The organism is Pseudomonas sp. BE134 (assembly GCF_031456105.1).
Classification (GTDB): Bacteria; Pseudomonadota; Gammaproteobacteria; order Pseudomonadales; family Pseudomonadaceae; genus Aquipseudomonas.
In genome coordinates, this window is record NZ_JAVDUA010000013.1 from 109,025 (window position 1) to 126,878 (window position 17,854).

Sequence of the window (17,854 nt, forward strand, 5' to 3'; positions counted from 1 at the left end):
TCAGCGCCCCTTGAAGCTTGGGCTGCGTTTTTCCATGAAGGCGCCGACGCCTTCACGGTAATCCTCGCTGCGCCCGGCCAGGCGTTGCAGGTCTTTTTCCAGTTCCAACTGTTCGTCAAAGGTGTTGCTCAGGCTGGCGTTCAGGCTGCGCTTGATCAGTGCCAGGCCGTAGGTCGGTTGTGTGGCCAGGTGTCGGGCGAGTTTCAGCGCTTCATCGCGCAGTTCGGCGTCTTCCACGCAGCGATAGATCAAGCCCCATTGCTCGGCTTGTTCAGCGGTCAAACGGTTGCCGAGCAATGCCAATGCCTTGGCGCGGGCCATGCCGACCAGGCGCGGCAAGGTCCAGGTGCCACCGGAATCGGGGATCAGGCCGATTTTGCAGAAGGCTTGAATGAAGCTCGCTGAACGCGCTGCCAGCACCAGGTCGCAGGCCAGCGGAATGTTGGCGCCAGCGCCGGCGGCCACGCCGTTGACCGCGCAGATCACCGGCAGCGGCAGGTCGCGCAATTGGCGGATCAGTGGGTTGTAGAACTTCTCGATGGACTCGCCCAGGTCCGGCACGGCGCTCCCTGGCGCCACATTGCGGTCGCTGAGGTCTTGCCCGGCGCAGAAGCCGCGACCTTCACCGGTCAGCAGCAACACTCGCACGTCCGGGTTCAGCCGGACCTGTTTCAGGGCTTCCTTCACTTCACCGTGCATCTGCGCGTTGAAGCTGTTGAGCTGATCCGGACGATTGAGGCTGAGCAGGGCGACACCGGCTTCGATGGAAAACAGGATATGTTCGAAATTCATGGTCATGGCGCTCTCTGGGAGGTCGTTCGCTTTTTTATTAAAGGGCGGGTGATTACTGGCCAGTGAAGGTCGGCGTGCGTTTTTCCTGGAAGGCTCGGATGCCTTCATCGCGGTCGCGGGTGCCGGCCAGCACGGTGAAGGCGTGGCGCTCGAAACGCAGGCCGCTGGCGAGGTCGGTGTCCATGGCCTTGAGCAGTGCTTCCTTGGCCAGACGAACCGCAAGCGGTGCTTTGTCGGCAATGCTGCGGGCGATCTGCAAGGCGCGTTCGACGGTGAATTCCGGCTGGGTCACTTCGCTGACCAGGCCGGCGCGTTGCGCCTGGCGGGCGTCGATCGGCTCACCGGTCAGGACCATTTGCATAGCCATGGATTTACCGACGGCACGCAGCAGGCGTTGGGTGCCGCCAGCGCCGGGCATGATCCCGAGATTGATTTCCGGCTGACCAAAACGAGCCTCTTCACCGGCAACAATGATGTCGGCGTGCATCGCCAGTTCGCAGCCACCGCCGAGGGCGAAGCCGTTGACGGCGGCGATCAGCGGTTTGTTGAAGCGGGTGATGGTTTGCCACGACGCCTGGCGCGGGTCGTCGAGGATGCCGACCAGATTGCGCTCGGCCATTTCCTTGATGTCGGCACCGGCTGCAAAGGCTTTGCGGCTGCCAGTCAGGACCACGACACGGGTCTCGGGATCGGCTTGTGCGGCGTTCAGTTCATCGGCCAGCTCACCGAGCAGCTCGGTGGTCAGGGCATTCAGCGCCTGCGGGCGTTGCAGGGTAATCAGGCGGACGCCCGGCTCGATGATCTCGACAGCAAGGGTTAGAGGCATGGCAGATGCCCTCACGGTGGGTGCTCGGCTGCAATGCCGGCTCATTATTGGATCGGCGCGGTAGGCCGGTTTTGCCGGAGTATACCTATAACGTGATACGCAAATACAATAGTGTGTTGCATTAAATGTGTCTTAATGACGAATGGTAAGCGGCTGTAGGTTCGCGTTCAGAGTAGGCAGACTAGCGGGCAATTGCCGGTTTTATTGGGCGATACGGCAAATATAGACGGGTTCAACCGACATTCATTGAGGGCGTGTTTAAGTGATACGGAGTTTTAGTCTTTGTGCTGGCAAAAGTGATGTGATACAAAATGAGTCACTATCGGCATCGCTTTGCGAATACGCCCGGCACCGCGCTTGAAGGAATGTCCCATGACCTGCTACAGCCTCGATGGCTTGACCCCGGTGGTTGATCCCACTGCTTATGTTCATCCGTCCGCGGTGCTGATCGGCGACGTGATCGTCGGCCCGCATTGTTACGTGGGGCCGCTGGCGAGTTTGCGCGGGGACTTCGGGCGGATCGTGCTGGAGGAGGGCGCAAACCTGCAGGACACCTGCGTGATGCACGGTTTCCCGGACAGTGACACGGTGATCGAGCGCAATGGCCACATCGGGCATGGTGCGGTGTTGCACGGTTGCCGGATCGGTGCCGACGCGTTGGTGGGCATGAATGCCGTGGTGATGGACAACGCACGCATTGGCCCGCGCTCGTTCGTGTCGGCGGCGGCGTTCGTCAAGGCCGGTTTCGAATGCCCCGAACAGTCACTGGTCATGGGCGCGCCGGCCAGCATCAAGCGCGGTCTCAGCGATGAAGAGGTGTCGTGGAAACAGGCGGGGACCCGCGAGTATCAGCAACTGGCCAAGCGTTGCCTGGAACAGATGCAAGTGTGCGAACCGCTGACCGAGCCGGAACCCGACCGACCACGCATCAGTGACAGCGGCTTTCGCCCCAAAGGCAGCACCCAGTGAACGATGTGGCCCCTGTAGCAGCTGCCGAAGGCTGCGTCCGGCTGCGAAGCAGTCGCCATCGGGCCGATACGATTTTTCTGAAACACCGCATGCTCAGGATCTACGACTGCTTCGCAGCCGGACGCAGCCTTCGGCAGCTGCTACACGGGTACTTGTGAGTCGTATGAAACCGGTATATTCCTTTTCTTTTTCCAGCCCGGTACGCCCATGTCGTCCCTGACACCTTTGAACCAACTGATTACCCGCTTCCAGGAGCAGACGCCGATCCGCGCCAGCTCCTTGATCATTACGCTGTATGGCGACGCCATCGAACCCCATGGCGGGACAGTCTGGCTGGGCAGCCTGATTCAATTGCTCGAGCCCATCGGCATCAACGAGCGGCTGATCCGCACGTCGATCTTCCGCCTGACCAAGGAAGGCTGGCTGACCGCCGAGAAAGTCGGGCGTCGCAGCTATTACAGCCTGACGGGCACCGGTCGGCGGCGTTTCGACAAGGCATTCAAGCGCGTTTACAGCTCCACTGTGCCTGCGTGGGACGGTTCCTGGTGCCTGGTGATGCTCACGCAGCTGACGCAGGACAAGCGCAAACAAGTGCGCGAAGAACTGGAATGGCAAGGTTTTGGTGCGATTTCGCCGGCGGTGCTGGCGTGCCCGCGCATCGACCGCAGCGATCTCAACGCGACCTTGCTCGACCTCGGCGCCCAGGAAGAGACCATCGTTTTCGAAACCACGGCGCAGGACGTCCTGGCGTCCAAGGCGCTGCGCCTGCAGGTGAAGGAAAGCTGGAACATCGAAGAACTGGCGACCCATTACAGCGAGTTCATCCAGCTGTTCCGACCGCTCTGGCAAGCGCTTCGCGAGCAGGAGAACCTGCAACCGTGCGACTGCTTCCTGGCACGGGTCCTGCTTATTCATGAATACCGCAAATTGCTGCTGCGCGACCCGCAACTGCCGGACGAGTTACTGCCTGGCGATTGGGAAGGTCGGGCCGCGCGCCAGTTGTGCCGCAACATTTACCGGTTGATCTACGCCAAAGCCGAGGAATGGTTGAACAGTGCACTGGAAACCGCCGATGGCCCGTTGCCGGACGTGGGTGAAAGTTTCTATCGACGGTTTGGCGGGCTGAAGTAGCCCGTCATTGCAGTGGGAGCAAGGTGGTTAGGGAAAACATGAGGATTGGCGTAGACAATAAAAACAAGCCTGCGTGAGGCCTGACATGATTTCTGCAACTGCACAGCGCCGTGATGGATTTGATCAGTGGATCCATCAGATCAACCAGATTTGTGGCGCCTTCAATGGGCAAACCCTGGGTGCCGGGTTTTCCGGGCAGATCCGGGAACACCGCAGCGGTGCGCTGAAACTGAGTTTTGTCGACGCTTGCCAGGCGCGGCTGTACCGAACGCCTGCGCAAGTCGCGGCGGGCGAGGGCGGCAAATACTTTGCGGTGTTCCAGCTCGACGGCACGGCGGGCATGGCCCAGGACGACAACAAAGTGTTGCTCCGCGCCGGCGACATCACCCTGATCGACGCCTCGCGCCCCAGTGAATTTACCTACAGTGAAAACTCCCGGCAGTTGTCGCTGATTCTGCCCTCGCCGCTGATTGAGCAATCCTTGCGCTTCAACCAGGTGAGGTGCGGTCACCGCATCGCCGCGACGTCGCCGATGGCGATGCTCTCTCACCGTTTGATTCTCGACGCTGCGCAGCAAGATACCCTCAGCCTGCCGGAAAGCGAGGCGACGCTGGAAGCGATTGTCAGCCTGCTGCGCCCGGCCATCAGTCAAACCGAAGACGGCAACGATTTGCACGAGCGCATCTTTCGCAAAACGCTGGAATGCATCGACGAAAACATTCGTTCAGAGGACCTGTGCCCGGAATGGCTGGCGCGGGAAGTCGGCATGTCGGTGCGGGGGCTGTACCGGATCTTTGCCAAGAAGGGGTTGGTGGTGGCGAAATACATCAAGAATCGCCGACTGGATCTGTGCGCCCAATCCCTGCGCCAATCGCACACCGAAGAGAAGCTGTCGGTGCTGGGTTACTCCTGGGGTTTCTCCGATTCGAGCTACTTCTCCACCGCGTTCAAATCGCGGTTCGGCATTTCCCCCGGTGAATACCGAAAGACTCGCGCCTGATCATCCCCTGAATACACCGTAATTCACTACTGTGGGAGCGAGCCTGCTCGCGATGGCGGTGGGTCAGATAAATTGATGTTGTCTGACACTCCGCCATCGCGAGCAGGCTCGCTCCCACAGGTTCTTCCGCAGGTTTTGTGTGGTTATTGCGTGACGCTGAGGTTCAACGTCGGTGTTTCATCAAAGAAATTCCACGGCTTCAACAGCACATGCACCCATTCGGTCGGCATGATCGGCCACTCCTCGGCGCGCGCGATGTGCGTGGTGCCGGTGGTCAGCCAGACCACGTCGTCGGCATTTTCAATCGACTGGTTATCCGCAGTGAACTGCCCAAGCCCGGTGTCTTTGTCCGAACGGTTCGGGAATTTGCCTTCCGGGTACTTTTCTTCCGGGTTATAGCGCGTCACCCACAGCTGCTTGTCCATGAAGCTGAGGCGGTGAAAGAGCCATTCATCCTTGCCGAAGTTCGCGCCCTTGGCCACCGGATGCGTGCCGCCGGCATACGGAATCAGCTGATAGGAAACCGGGTTGCCGACTTTGTTTTCCTTGCTGAAGTTGGTCAAAAGGCGAACGGTCGAAGGGTCGAATTTCTGTGCGCCCTGCTGCTCGGTGGTGACCACGTTGTGCTCGGTCTGCATCGTGCTGGTACGCGGGCCGCCTCGGTCGTTCGGCAGTACAACCGGGTTCACTTCAACCAGCGAGTTGGTTTCACCGTCCACGTCCATGTCCAGGCGGAAGTTGTAGATGTGCTGGTGCGTGGTGCCGACGATGTTGTGGTCCAGCAGGGTGCCGTAGCGCGTGTCTTCCTTGGCCGTGGCTTCGTGCATGGTTTTGGACTGCACGCCCTTGACCGCTTCGATACCGGTGGCGCCGGCATCGATGCCGATGGTGCCGTTTTGCTGGAAGACCCAATCGACGATGTAGTCGTAGTTGCCGACGGTGCTGATCCACCGCACCACGAGCTCACGGCGCTCGGTGCTGAGGTTGGGCTGGCCCATTTCCTGGTGTTTGTATTCCGGGCCGGCGTAGCGTTCGAACACCGCCATGGCACGAGGAATCGACGTCGGCGCGCCGGTGTAGTCGGCAATCGTGGCGTCGAGCAGCACGGCGTTTTCCGGGGCGTCTTTGCCGCGGGCAATCGGCGACGTCAGGGTGCCCATGCCGTATTCGCCTGAATCCAGGTAAGCCTTGAAGTACCAGCCGGCATCCGGGTCGCCGTAAGGCACGATCATCCCGCCCAGCGAGCCTTCGTACATGATTTTGCGTTTCTTGCCCTTGTCGTCATAGGTGACGGTGGACAGGATCGGGCCGACCCGCGAATCGAGGCGAACATGGAAGTCCCAGTTCTGCCAGTGAATGCTGTTGCCGGTGATGGTGTAGTTTTTCCCCTCCGGCTCGATGATTTCCAGCGGCTTGACCTGCACGCCCTTGCGGTCACGGCCGTCATACGGCGTCGGCTTCATCGGCACCGGGATCAGGGCTGCGTCTTCGATCTTGATCAGCTTCTTTTGCTCAAGGTCGACAATCGCCACCAGGCCCTCGATCGGGTGCGCCCAGTAGTTGCCGTCACCGGTATTGAGGTAACTGACGATTTTCAGCAGCCGTTTGTCCTGCGCCAGTCCGTCCTTGCCGTCGAAGTAGCCGACGGTCAGCGGCGTGGCCACCACCTTTTTTACATCGGTGATGCCGCGCTTGGCCAGGGCCTGCGCATACTCGGAGCTGGTTTCCACGGCCGATTGCACGGTGGCGAAATCGTCCAGCAGCAGCATGCCATGCGCACCTTCGACCGGTTTCCAGGACTTGAGCGCCTTGGTGTCGAGATCGACCAGGGCTTCAATCACATGCTTGCCATCCAGCACCACGATGTTGGCCTGGCGCGGCTGGGTGACGTTCTGACCGGTCAAGGCGAAATTCCAGACCTGATCCTTGGGCGGCGCATTGACCGAGACTTCGGTGAATCGAAAACCGGGTTGGTAGTGTTCAGACTGCTTGACGACATCCACCGCCGCCTTGATTTCGTCCGCGCTCAACGGGTTGAGCGGGTTAGGGCGGGTTTCGACGACGAAGGTTTTGTCCAGGCCGGACTGGAACACCTGATTGATGAAGTCCTTGGGCATGTAGGCGGTTTTGTGTTTGAACACCACCGGGACCGCCAGCTGCATGGGCTTGCCATTGAGCATGGCGACTTTGCTGTCCGGTTTGACCTTGAGGTAAACCCCGTCCTTGGCAATGACGAACAGGTTGGCGTAACTGTCCCATTTGACCGTGGCCCCGAATTCCTCAAGGGTCGACTGCAAAGGCACCATTTCGGCGGCCCCGCCATGGGCCTGTGCGGTGGACATCCAGCCTGGCAAACCGAAGGTGCCCAGGGTGATGGCCAGCGCGAGTCGGGCGAGAGGTTTTCTTTTTAACGAGGCAATGGACGTGAACATTTCTGAGTTCCTTGGAAACCGGTGACAGCACACCACACTGTGCAACAGCCAACAAATGGCTTCTTGTGAAATCCTGCCAGATTCCTGTTGCTGCGTGCCTAAATGATCGTTGACCAAGGTTAATCCAAAAATAAACAACTTGGCGTCGGCCAGCGTCCGGCGCGCCTGATCTGACGCATAATGAACCCGCTGGTTTTGGCTTTTGTAGTTAACGTAATCGAGTGGGTCGGACATTGATCGAACGACGGCAATTCAGCGGTGGGATGAAGGGTAAAAACCTCCGCTATTTAAACGAGCCTGCTGACAAGCCTGCGCCGGTAACGCGCACGGGTTTTTTGCTGCTGGAGCACTTCTCGCTGCCTGCATTCACGCAGGCACTGGACACGATTGTTACCGCAAATCTGCTGCGACCCGGTTTGTTCGCTTCCCGAACGTTGGGCTTGAACGACGGCGAGGTGGTCAGTGACCTGGGCCTGGTAATCCGGCCGGATGCACGGTTCGATACGTTGGCGATTCAGCAACTGGACCTGTTGGTCGTGTGTGGCGGCTATCGCACAGAGCTGAAGGCCGCCGATGAGTTCATCCACCTGTTGAGAACGGCGGCAGAGCGGGGCGTCACCCTGGCCGGACTGTGGAATGGCGCGTGGTTTTTGGGCAGCGCTGGCGTGCTGGATGGCTATCGATGCGCCATTCACCCGGAGCATCGTCCCGCACTGGCGGAGGTTTCCAAAGCGGCGCATGTCACCAGCGAGCCCTATGTGATTGACCGCGACCGGCTCACCGCGTCCAGTCCTTCGGGGGCCTTTCACATGGCACTGGACTGGATCAAAGAACTGCACGGTAAAGCCCTCGTCGAGGGGATCGAGGACATCCTGGCGTTTGAAGAGTCACGCTACCGGCGCATCAAACCGGCGGAAAACATCTGTGTCAGCGCGCCATTGCGCGAGGTGGTCAAGCTGATGCACGCCAACCTTGAAGAACCGCTGGAGCTGGAGCAACTGGCGGTCTACGCCGGCCGTTCACGTCGGCAGCTCGAACGCCTGTTCAAGGAACAACTGGGCACCACGCCACAACGCTATTACCTGGAACTGCGAATCACCGAGGCGCGTCGACTCCTGCAGCATACCGAATTGTCCCAGGTGGACGTGCTGGTGGCCTGCGGTTTTGTTTCACCGAGCCATTTCAGCAAATGCTATAGCTCGTATTTCGGCTACCGGCCGTCCAAGGAAACCCGGCTGGTCAAATAAAACAGGCATGCCCTCTCCCTAATGCCGATTAGTCAAGACGCAAAACCTGTGGGAGCGAGCCTGCTCGCGATGGCGGTGGCACAGTCAACACTTGCGCTGCCTGACAATCCGCCATCGCGAGCAGGCTCGCTCCCACAGGGATTGCGGTGTTCAACACCGCCCTCTCCCTCGGCAGGAGAGGGCCGCTGTCCGTCTCAGGCGATCTGCCGATCCTTGGTTTCCGGCAGGAAGAACGTGCCAAGAATCGCCGTCATCACCGCGATCACGATCGGGTACCACAGCCCGTAATAGATATCCCCCGTGGCCGCGACCATGGCGAAGGCCACTGTCGGCAGGAACCCGCCGAACCAGCCATTGCCGATGTGATACGGCAGCGACATCGAGGTGTAGCGGATGCGCGCCGGGAACAGTTCCACCAGCCACGCGGCGATGGGGCCGTAGACCATGGTCACGTAGATCACCAGGATGGTCAGCAACAGCAACACCATCGGGTAGTTGGTCTTCGCCGGGTCGGCCTTCTCGGGGTAGCCGGCCTCCTTGAGGGCGGTGCCGAGGGTGGCGACGAAGGCGTCGTTGGTGGTCTTGAATTCAGCGGCCGGCAGGCTGGTGCCCTCGAAGCTCTGGATCACTTTGTCACCGATGCGAACCTGCGCGACGGTGCCCGGTTCGGCCTTCTCGTTTTTGTAAGGAATCGCTTTCTTCGCCAGCACGCTCTTGGCCAGGTCGCAGGAGCTGGTGAATCGGGCCTTGCCCACCGGGTCGAACTGGAACGAGCACTGGGCCGGATCGGCGATTACGGTGACCGGGTTTTTCTCCTGTGCCACGAACACGTCGGGGTTACCGTACTGGGTCAACGCATGGAAGATCGGGAAGTAGGTCAGCGCCGCGAGGATGCAGCCGGCCATGATGATGCCCTTGCGGCCAATGCGGTCAGACAGGCTGCCGAAGATGACGAAGAATGGCGTGCCGATCAGCAGCGAACCGGCAATCAACAGGTTGGCGGTTTGCGCGTCGATCTTGAGCATTTGCAGGAGGAAAAACAGCGCATAAAACTGCCCGGTGTACCAGACCACGGCCTGACCCGCCGTACCGCCAAGCAACGCCATGATCACGATTTTCAGGTTGTCCCAGCGGGCGAAGGATTCGGTCAGCGGTGCCTTGGACGCCTTGCCTTCTTCCTTCATTTTCTTGAACACCGGCGACTCGCTGAGTTGCAGGCGGATGTACACCGAGACGATCAGCAACAGGATCGACAGCAGGAACGGAATCCGCCAGCCCCACGCCTCGAACGCTTCGGTGCCGAGCAAGGTGCGGCAGGCAAGAATCACCAACAGCGACATAAACAGACCGAGGGTCGCGGTGGTCTGGATCCACGAGGTGAAGTAACCACGCTTGCCGGGTGGGGCGTGTTCGGCCACGTACGTCGCCGCGCCGCCGTATTCACCTCCCAGGGCCAGGCCTTGCAGCAGGCGCAGGCTGATCAGGATGACCGGTGCCGCCACGCCGATGGTGGCATAGCCGGGTAGAAAGCCGACGATGGCGGTGGAAATACCCATGATGACAATGGTGATGAGGAAGGTGTGCTTGCGCCCGATCATGTCGCCCAACCGGCCAAATACGATGGCGCCGAACGGCCGTACGGCGAAGCCTGCGGCGAAGGCGAGCAGGGCGAAGATGAACGCCGTGGTCTCGTTGACGCCCGCGAAGAAGTGCTTGGCGATGATGGCGGCCAGGGAGCCGTAAAGGTAGAAGTCGTACCATTCGAATACGGTGCCCAGGGACGAGGCGAAAATGACCTTGCGCTCTTCCTTGGTGATCCCGCGTTTGGGCGTGCTACCCGTGGTTGTACTGTCGATTACGGCCATGAGTGTTCTCCGTTTTGCTCTTGTTATAGGCCGGAGTACCTCTCATCAGTTGCCGCACCCAGGCCATGGGGCTGATGCCATCGGATTGCAAATTGCACGAATCAGGGACGCAGCGGGCGGCCTCGCAGGTGTGCTGGGATAGATGAAGCATAATCACCTTCGCGCAGATATCCACTCGCCATCACGCTTCAAACTCTAGCCGATGAAATGCAGCGGTCGACCGGACACATAAGTGCGCTAAAAAAACCGGAAACTTGCATGTTCAGTGGAAAGTCGGGATTAAAAAACGCAGACGCTGCAATACACCATCATCATCACAGCGGCGCCAAAAAACGCGCCCAACGCCTTTGCCATGGCATGGTGTTCAGGCACATGCTCGGTCGTTGGCTGCCATGGAGGAATCGAAGACGCCGAACGTTTGCTTTGGTGTTGGCGGACGACCGTGTAGGTGTATCGCAAACCCATCAGCAGAAACAGCGCGAGCAGACTGAGTACGGCCATGCAGGAAATGGCAGGTTTTGCATGATGCTCGGTTTCGTCAGCACAGGCCGGGCTATTGAGTTCCACAACGCTGATTTGTCCATGGCCCATCTGGGACTGCGGTGTAGCCGTGTGGATCGCTGGCTGTTGTTGCAGTTCCAGCACCTGATACTTCCAGAGCGTTGTCGAGCCTTCCCGGCAATAAGTGAACGAGACGGGGTCCGGAGCATCAACAATGCAACCGTCAGTGATGTTGAGTTTTTTCAGCGTTTGATCCGCTGACCTTGTGAAATCCAGGTCGAAGACCGGAATAACCCCGGTGGCTGAAGCCGCCATTGAAAACAGCACGCTGCCCGCAACGATGATGATCGAAGCTTTCAAGGTATTTTTTCCTTGTTTTTTATCAGCGTATGGAAAAACGCGTGGAGCGTGGTTCCCCCTGTTTCGGTGAGTCTAGAAGATTGGTAGCCGTCTGAGGTCCGACCGCGAAAAAAAATGTAGATAATGTTGAAAATGACACGTATTTGCAGTGGTGTCCCCTTGCGGCGCTTGTCTGATCAGTCACTCATGCCATCTTCAATCGCGATGCCTTGTGCACGCATTGCCTTGATCAACGCTGCCCGGGTACCCGGCAAATTGAGCATAGTCACGTGTCGCAATTCAGCCACTTCTTCAGCGCTGTAAGGCTGGTAATCGACAGGGGTGCTTTTACCCGCCAGGCCGTCTTTGCGTATCAACCAGTTAAGCAGGTCAGCCAGCTGCGCGTTGTTCAGCGCCGATTGCGACATGCCGGGCACACGCACCAGAAATTCGCGACCGCCAGGGACCTTGAGGAAGTTACCGACAAACCCGGTGAGCCGGGGCGTGTCATTGGCGGCCGAGCCCATGCCGTTGCCCAGATGGCAGCCGGCGCATTGCAGCTGGTAATTCACGCCAACGCTGTAACCGGCCTGATCGATGGGTTTTTGCAGTTCTTCATTGCCCGGCGCATGCCGCTGCGCCGGGTCGGGAATGGCCCGGGCATAGGCGAGCGGGGCGGCAAAGACGCAAACCAGGCCGAGCAATAGCAACCTACGCATGACAAGCACCTCCACGGTAAAAACACGCTGTGTGTAGCAGCTGGCGAAGCCTGCGTCCGGCTGCGCAGCAGTCGTAAACCCGGCTTACACGGTCTTTCTGATACACCGCGTGTACTGGTTTTACGACTGCTTTGCAGCCGGACGCAGGCTTCGCCAGCTGCTACGGGGATCGCGTTTGGGGCAAAAAAAATCCGCCGATTGCATGAGCAACCGGCGGCAATGCGCGTTAAATGGCGACGCCTCGGATAACCGAAACGGTGCAGTGATAGATGTGCGATTTGGCGGCCAGGCACCAATTCACATCGTTGTTGTTGAACGGGCGATAAGCCGGTTCTTCACTGTCGTTACGGGTGCAGGCGCACTGGGCACAGCTTTGCTTACCGCAGCAGTCGTTATAGGAAATGATGTAGTCCTTGCCGTCGGCCGGGTTGCGGCAAGTGCCGATCCAGGTGACTTGCGAACTTTCGGTGCCCGGTGGGCACGACGTCACCGACCCGCCGCAGCAGCTGCACAGAAAGCCGTCGATGGAGCAGTAGCGCCAGTAGTCGCAGGTGTTCGGATCACCCGGGTCACCGGCCTTCGGGTTGTCCGCGGCCAGGGCTTTGCTGGTGCGGTCCAGTGGCAACAGCAGCGGCAAAGCGGCACCGGCGACCATCAAGGAACCCATGCGCGACAGCAGTTTGCGGCGTGAGGTGGTGTCGGCCACTCGACGGGTCGAGCGCTCGAACAACAGATCCAGCAGTTTCATAAAAGTCTCCCTGCCTTAATCAGTGGCTATGGCCGTGGCTGTGGTCATGTGCATGCGGCTGGCTGTTGAGGTATTCCTGCAACGTGGCCTTTTTCAGGTGCTCGACTTCGAACAGGCTGTCCAGGTGCTCGCGGGAATTGACCAGGCCTTTGGCGCGCAAGGTGCCGGTTTTGTCGATCAGCGCGGCGTAGGGCAGCTTGCCGATCTGGTAGGTCATGCCGACTTCCGGCCCGACCACGTAGGTGGCGTCTTCGAGTTTGTGTTCGCGGATCAGCTTTTGTTGGGCGTCCATGTCGCCGTCGCTGATGAACACCACGTCCAGGCGATCAGCCTGTTCCTTGGCGATGGACTTGATCGCCGGCAACAGCGATTTGCAGATCGGGCAGGTCGGCGAGAGGAAGAACAGCAGCTGGTTCTTTTCGCCGGCATAACCGAAGTTCACCGGGCGACCGTTACGGTCGGATGCGGTGACTTGCGGTGCGGCTTCGTTGACCGCCACGCCTTTGTCCATCATCAGCGCCCCGGCCGGAGCCAGGCGACCATGCAAAACACCAATCTGACGTACCAGGCCCATGACGGCAAACGCCACGGCCGCGAGCAGAATCCAGAGCAACACGTTGGAAACGATTAAGCCTTCCATTGATCACCTACCAATCAGTTTGAGCAGAAGAGGGGAGTTCGCCAGCAAGCCATCGGCTGCGGCGTACAAAAGCAGCGCAACGGCGCTGGCGGCAACGGTGACGAAGCCATCAAAAAAAACCAGGTCGCGGGCCATCGGCAGCACGCTGGCCAACAGCGCCACGCCCACCAGCACGCTGTTACGCAACAGCAGGACCGGACGCAGCGGTTGCGCCTGGTCCGGGCCGGCACAGCCGCAGTCGATGTCGCGACGACCGCGCCACAGGTTGATGCCAATGGCTGCGGCGTAGAGCGCGATCAGGCTGGCCGCCGTCAAGGCTGCCCAATACCGGCTGACCGGCACCAGCAGCGCAAACGCGATCACCAGCTCTACCACTGGAATCACACGAGCGACCGGGCGCACCAATACGTCAGGCAACAGTTGGTAGTCCGCCAATTGCTTGGCAAACCGTGCCGGCGCGCGCACCTTGTGCGTCGCGGCACTGGCCAGCAACACCGCAATGGTGAGGGCGCTGGCGATGATGAAGATCGGATCTAAGTGCATGGCCGAACCTCGTTTAGTGGCTCATGACCTGAGTCGCGGTTTTGGCGACTTTCGGCATGCTGCCCGTGTGCTTGTTGGTTTTCAGATCGAAAATCTGCAAGCCGCCCTCGACATCGGCGCCCAGCAACAGCGGTTTGTCGTCGCTCGTCGCTTGCAGGCTCCACACCGGCGCCGGCGCTTCCAGTGTCGCCACTTTCTTGTGGGTCTTGAGGTCGTACGCCCAGATCAGCGGGCTCGGGTCTTCCCACTTCATCGCTTCATGCCCGTCGTGCATCAGCACGTACAAGCGGTCGAGCTTCGGCGCCACGGCCATCAACTGCCAGCCACCCGGTGCCCAGCCGGCTTTCTTTTCCTCGTCGGTGGTCAACGACCACGACGGCAGGATCTTCGGCGCATCGCCAGAGAAATCCACCGCACGAACGGTGCCGGTCGTGGTGGTGAAGTAGTAGGTATCGCCGACGTTCACCGCGCGCTCTACGAGCTTCTCGGCGTTCGGGTCGAAGAACGGCGTGCGGCTGCGCGCAGTTTCCTGGCCCTGGTCGTTCAGGGTGATCACCTGCAAGCTGCCATCGCCACACAGCGAGGCGAAGCGGCGGTTGCCGATCGGGTAGTTGAGCACGCAACCCGGAATCGCCAGTTCGGCGGCGACGGACTTGGCTTGCGTGTCGACCACGGTCACCGAGGTCGACGGCGTGAAGTTGTAAACGTAGACGAAGCGGTCATCGCCACTGGTATTCAAGCCATAGCGTTGGGTCAGCGACTCGGCACGCTTGGGTGGAATCACGACTTCCCAGGCCGGCGCCAGAGTAGAGGTGTCCCACGCGGTCAGCACATCGGTAACCGTGCCGCGAGTGCCACGCGAGTAGTAAATGTCGGCGCTGTAGAGGGTCTTTTTATCGCGGCTCAGCGTTGACGGCGCGGCAAAACCGGTCGGCATCATGCCAAGGATGCGTTTGTTGTCGGGGTCGACCACGGTGACACGGCCCACCACGAAACTATCGAATTCGACGTCGACGATATACGCCCGATGGGCTTCCGGTGGAAAGGCCAAAACGGTCTGGCCGATGGTGTCAGCCGGCAGGTCCGCACGGGCGCTGTTCAAGCCGAGTACAAGCAGGCTCAGACCTAGCGCTGACTGTACGTTGATCCTGTTGGTTCGCATTAGGGGAACTCCCTGAATTGTTATTCACGCAGATCGCGGGTGCTTGGGCAGATTTTTACAGTTCGATTCTGCCTCGCCGGGAAACGCAGAGAATTGCTGTGGCTGCCAAGTGTTTGTGTGTCTGTGCCAGTCGTGGGAGATGGGCTGAAACACTGCAAAGCGCAATTCAAAACCCGATCGATCAACCTCGGAGAACGCGCTCAGGTAGCAGCTGCCGAAGGCTGCGTCCGCTGCGAAGCAGACGTAAAACCAGTACGCGCGGTGTGTCAGAAGGACCGTGTCAGCAGGGTTTACGACTGCTGCGCAGCCGGACGTCCGAACGCGGCCCGAGCCTTCGGCAGCTGCTACAGGTCAGTGGGGGACTGTCAGGTGGGATTTTCGGGGGGAAGGGAGAAGCTGAACACAGCACCACAAGGTTCCAGGTTTTGCGCCCGGATATCCCCGCGATGGCGGCCGATGAAGTTTTTGCACAGTGCCAGGCTGATACCGTTGCCGCTGACCGTGGAGGAGAAAAATTTACCGTTCAACCGTTGGCGAAGGAGCAAGCTCCACCGCCAACGTCTTGCGCTGATTACCTTGGTGGAACGAAGTTATCCAGCATTCGATTCACCGCCAGCTCCCCCAGCATGATGACCTGCTGCAGCGCCAGCACGGTACTTCGATGGGTGCCCTCTACCAACGCCGCCACGTTGCTGGCCATGACACTGGCTGATGCCAGGTTTTCACAGGTTTGAACCAGCAAGGTTTCATGGTCGACGTCTGGGGCAATCATAAAAATGGTGCTGGGTTTACGAGGGGTGTTGTTCATGAGCGCCGCCGGGTTGAGATAGAAATTGAGCGCGCGCTCGGCGTCGTCGTGGAGTTTTTTTGAATCGATGGATTCGGATGGGGAGGCCGGATCGGTGTCCGGTGGGTTGGGTGTCACTTTGAACATAATCAAACTCCTGATACGAGTTTATTTGAAAGGAGCCATCACACTCGCTACCAAACGAAAGGTGGCGGCCATACGCGGGTTGGTAGACCGGTCGTATCAGTTCCCGGCGCCCTCGAAAGGACCCCACGCATGACCACCATAAAAGGTGACGCAATACGCCGTGATACGAAACCGGGCTACCAAACCCGATCACTGATATTCAGTGACAGGGCAACGATAAGGCCCGGACCACAGGCGTACAAGCCGGCGGATTCTGTCTGAACCGTAGGTAACGGCGCAAGGTCTTGTAGCCTTCGGGGCGTAACACCGAGTGTCTTTAAACATGCACAGTTAAACTCGTGAAAGATTTCAAAAAAATAGATGAAACGTCCGACATTATTCAGTGTGTTTTGCGGGCGCGGCTGCACCCTTGTCCGCTTGAAACACTTCTGGGTGAGCGAGGTGACGTGGTGTTTTTTAATAGAAGTTTTGCAGAAGGATGCCGGATCGGTTACCAGCGGCAGCGCGCATCGGGCTGATCCGACACGTGCAGCCTATCCATGGTCCCATGCTAAGGCGTTGCGGTTTCTTGGTTTTGGAGTACAGGCGACCTGAATGGGGTGCAACTCCCGGGTAATCGGCTGTATCTTGGACGACTGATTTTTTAAGGAAGAAGACATGGAACTCACACCGTTTGTAACAACTCTGCTGGGCGTTACCCGAGAATACTGGGTTGCCAATCAACGGCCGCTATTGTTAAGCAACCTACCTGCAATCCTTGCTAATCAACAGGTGGATTACCGGGCAGTGCTGGGTAAGGAGACCCTGAAATCTTTTGTGGAGCGAACGTCCGATGCCGCTAGCTATAAAGTGATTACGCATCCGGTTCATCGAGCAAAAATTGGCTTGGTGCCACCAGACGTCAACTACGAATTTGAAGCTGATTCTGAGCCAGCACAGGAAACCGCACTTTCAGACATCGCCCCTGTGCCAAATGACGCAATCGCTTTGTTGAATATCCTGAGCAAGCTGGATGCAGAGGATCTGGAGAAGATCACCATTCCTGTGTCTGTGCTTGCGAAGCTTTTCAAACAACGATGAGAGTGTTTATCGGACTAGCCACAGCGAATGAATTTCTGCGACGTGAGTTCGTGAAGCTTCGTAATAAGATCACTGCGCCTTCGAATTTTCCAGGAGGGATTTTGACCTTGGACTTGGGAGCGCCTGATCTCAACCGGGAGCCAAACCTAGAACGCTATTTTCACAGTAAATCCAGCACGAGTGATGCGCTGCTTGTGATAGGAGATGACCGTTGCGGCGCATGCCTGGAATTTACCCGCACAGCGCTCTTTATACATCGTGTGGGAATACCGTCTCGAGTAGAAAATGCCGAGAGCTATCTGGTCCAGAAGGTTAATAGCCTGCTCAGCACATTCTCAGCGTTTTGCATTGAAGTATTGAACGGTCAAAATCAGCAGGCGTCATTGTTGCCGGAACGAAATTTCGATGCCACGGAGTGGCGTGATTTGGTTGAGCTCGTGCGTTTACGCACCCAAGCTCCGACCTTCGTTGAAGAGACCAAGGCGTTGTTTGTACTGCTTAAGCAACGGCGAAAACCTAGGCGCAAGTCTAGCTACTCGACGCGCTACTTCATCGACGATGATGACAAACACTTCGAATATGGTACAGAGCATCACAGTCTTCCTGCCACCGGAGCTCCGCACGCGCTCTCTTGCGAACTGAATTTCACATTTCGATTTGGTCGAAGAGTTGCTGATATTCAGCGGCACTTCAACGTCACGCGAGGTCCGGGAAAACACCCATCAATCAAAGGCTCGTTCCCCAATTGCCATTGCGAGTGGAAGGATGTGACGAAAACGACACATTTGAACATGTTCATGAACGATTATTACTAGCAAAAAAAAGCGGAAACCAATTAATTGATTTCCGCTTTTATGCACCTATCGCAATCTTCCACCCGCTGCGTCAATAGAAAGGATCACTGCACTGAAACACTTGTTTCGGAG

At 58.5% G+C, this 17,854-nt stretch carries 17 protein-coding genes and 1 pseudogene; 6 read left to right on the plus strand and 12 right to left on the minus strand.

The genetic code is table 11. The features are described from left to right. Together paaG and paaF are read right to left on the minus strand one after the other, a co-directional pair. The gene (paaG, locus tag J2Y56_RS13095; protein WP_033049192.1) at window positions 1-792 is read right to left on the minus strand and encodes a 2-(1,2-epoxy-1,2-dihydrophenyl)acetyl-CoA isomerase PaaG; all 792 of its coding nucleotides are present in this window, start codon (window positions 790-792) and stop codon (window positions 1-3) included. A 52-nt stretch (window positions 793-844) separates the two neighbouring features. After that, entirely contained in the window at window positions 845-1,618 is a 774-nt protein-coding gene (gene paaF, locus J2Y56_RS13100; protein WP_007945368.1) for a 2,3-dehydroadipyl-CoA hydratase PaaF, read from the minus strand. Between the two features lie 372 nt (window positions 1,619-1,990). On the opposite strand from paaF, the gene paaY reads away from it, so the two are divergent. From paaY to feaR, 3 genes are all read left to right on the plus strand, one after another. Then, window positions 1,991-2,587: a phenylacetic acid degradation protein PaaY gene (gene paaY, locus J2Y56_RS13105; protein WP_007945367.1), complete on the plus strand. Its 597-nt coding sequence runs from the start codon at window positions 1,991-1,993 to the stop codon at window positions 2,585-2,587. Window positions 2,588-2,794: 207 nt separating this feature from the next. After that, window positions 2,795-3,718 (plus strand): phenylacetic acid degradation operon negative regulatory protein PaaX, encoded by a 924-nt coding sequence (gene paaX / locus J2Y56_RS13110; RefSeq protein ID WP_007945366.1) that lies wholly within the window; start codon window positions 2,795-2,797, stop codon window positions 3,716-3,718. Between the two features lie 85 nt (window positions 3,719-3,803). Further along, window positions 3,804-4,718 carry a transcriptional regulator FeaR gene (gene feaR / locus J2Y56_RS13115; RefSeq protein ID WP_007945365.1) on the plus strand — a complete coding sequence of 305 codons (915 nt, stop codon included), beginning with the start codon at window positions 3,804-3,806 and terminating at the stop codon, window positions 4,716-4,718. Window positions 4,719-4,861: 143 nt separating this feature from the next. Here feaR and tynA read toward each other — a convergent pair whose 3' ends face one another. Continuing rightward, entirely contained in the window at window positions 4,862-7,150 is a 2,289-nt protein-coding gene (gene tynA / locus J2Y56_RS13120) for a primary-amine oxidase (RefSeq protein ID WP_007945364.1), read from the minus strand. A 233-nt stretch (window positions 7,151-7,383) separates the two neighbouring features. Here tynA and J2Y56_RS13125 point away from each other — a divergent pair, with 233 nt between their 5' ends. Further along, the gene (locus J2Y56_RS13125; protein WP_007945363.1) at window positions 7,384-8,397 is read left to right on the plus strand and encodes a GlxA family transcriptional regulator; all 1,014 of its coding nucleotides are present in this window, start codon (window positions 7,384-7,386) and stop codon (window positions 8,395-8,397) included. Window positions 8,398-8,591: 194 nt separating this feature from the next. Here J2Y56_RS13125 and J2Y56_RS13130 read toward each other — a convergent pair whose 3' ends face one another. The 9 genes and pseudogenes from J2Y56_RS13130 to J2Y56_RS13170 all read right to left on the minus strand — a co-directional run bounded on the left by J2Y56_RS13130 (window position 8,592) and on the right by J2Y56_RS13170 (window position 15,848). Continuing rightward, window positions 8,592-10,262, minus strand: coding sequence for an MFS transporter (locus J2Y56_RS13130; protein ID WP_007945362.1), 1,671 nt, complete (start codon window positions 10,260-10,262; stop codon window positions 8,592-8,594). Window positions 10,263-10,541: 279 nt separating this feature from the next. Then, window positions 10,542-11,123, minus strand: coding sequence for a hypothetical protein (locus J2Y56_RS13135; protein ID WP_007945361.1), 582 nt, complete (start codon window positions 11,121-11,123; stop codon window positions 10,542-10,544). Between the two features lie 176 nt (window positions 11,124-11,299). Beyond that, window positions 11,300-11,821, minus strand: coding sequence for a hypothetical protein (locus J2Y56_RS13140; protein WP_007945360.1), 522 nt, complete (start codon window positions 11,819-11,821; stop codon window positions 11,300-11,302). A gap of 226 nt (window positions 11,822-12,047) precedes the next feature. After that, complete coding sequence (locus J2Y56_RS13145) at window positions 12,048-12,569, minus strand: methylamine dehydrogenase light chain (protein ID WP_007945359.1); 522 nt, start codon at window positions 12,567-12,569, stop codon at window positions 12,048-12,050. Window positions 12,570-12,588: 19 nt separating this feature from the next. Further along, window positions 12,589-13,209, minus strand: a complete 621-nt coding sequence (mauD, locus tag J2Y56_RS13150) for a methylamine dehydrogenase accessory protein MauD (protein ID WP_007945358.1) — start codon at window positions 13,207-13,209, stop codon at window positions 12,589-12,591. A 3-nt stretch (window positions 13,210-13,212) separates the two neighbouring features. Then, a complete protein-coding gene (locus J2Y56_RS13155) occupies window positions 13,213-13,752 on the minus strand; it encodes a MauE/DoxX family redox-associated membrane protein (protein WP_007945357.1) in 540 nt (179 codons plus the stop codon). A 13-nt stretch (window positions 13,753-13,765) separates the two neighbouring features. Next, window positions 13,766-14,914: an amine dehydrogenase large subunit gene (locus J2Y56_RS13160; protein ID WP_007945356.1), complete on the minus strand. Its 1,149-nt coding sequence runs from the start codon at window positions 14,912-14,914 to the stop codon at window positions 13,766-13,768. A gap of 365 nt (window positions 14,915-15,279) precedes the next feature. Beyond that, window positions 15,280-15,435, minus strand: a pseudogene (locus J2Y56_RS13165) (two-component sensor histidine kinase); the annotation flags it as partial. A gap of 50 nt (window positions 15,436-15,485) precedes the next feature. After that, complete coding sequence (locus tag J2Y56_RS13170; RefSeq protein ID WP_007945354.1) at window positions 15,486-15,848, minus strand: DUF6124 family protein; 363 nt, start codon at window positions 15,846-15,848, stop codon at window positions 15,486-15,488. Window positions 15,849-16,505: 657 nt separating this feature from the next. Between J2Y56_RS13170 and J2Y56_RS13175 the strand changes: the two genes are divergently transcribed. Then, window positions 16,506-16,928 carry a hypothetical protein gene (locus J2Y56_RS13175; protein WP_007945353.1) on the plus strand — a complete coding sequence of 141 codons (423 nt, stop codon included), beginning with the start codon at window positions 16,506-16,508 and terminating at the stop codon, window positions 16,926-16,928. Between the two features lie 50 nt (window positions 16,929-16,978). After that, window positions 16,979-17,743, plus strand: a complete 765-nt coding sequence (locus J2Y56_RS13180) for a hypothetical protein (RefSeq protein ID WP_238543947.1) — start codon at window positions 16,979-16,981, stop codon at window positions 17,741-17,743. Window positions 17,744-17,854 lie beyond the last annotated feature (111 nt).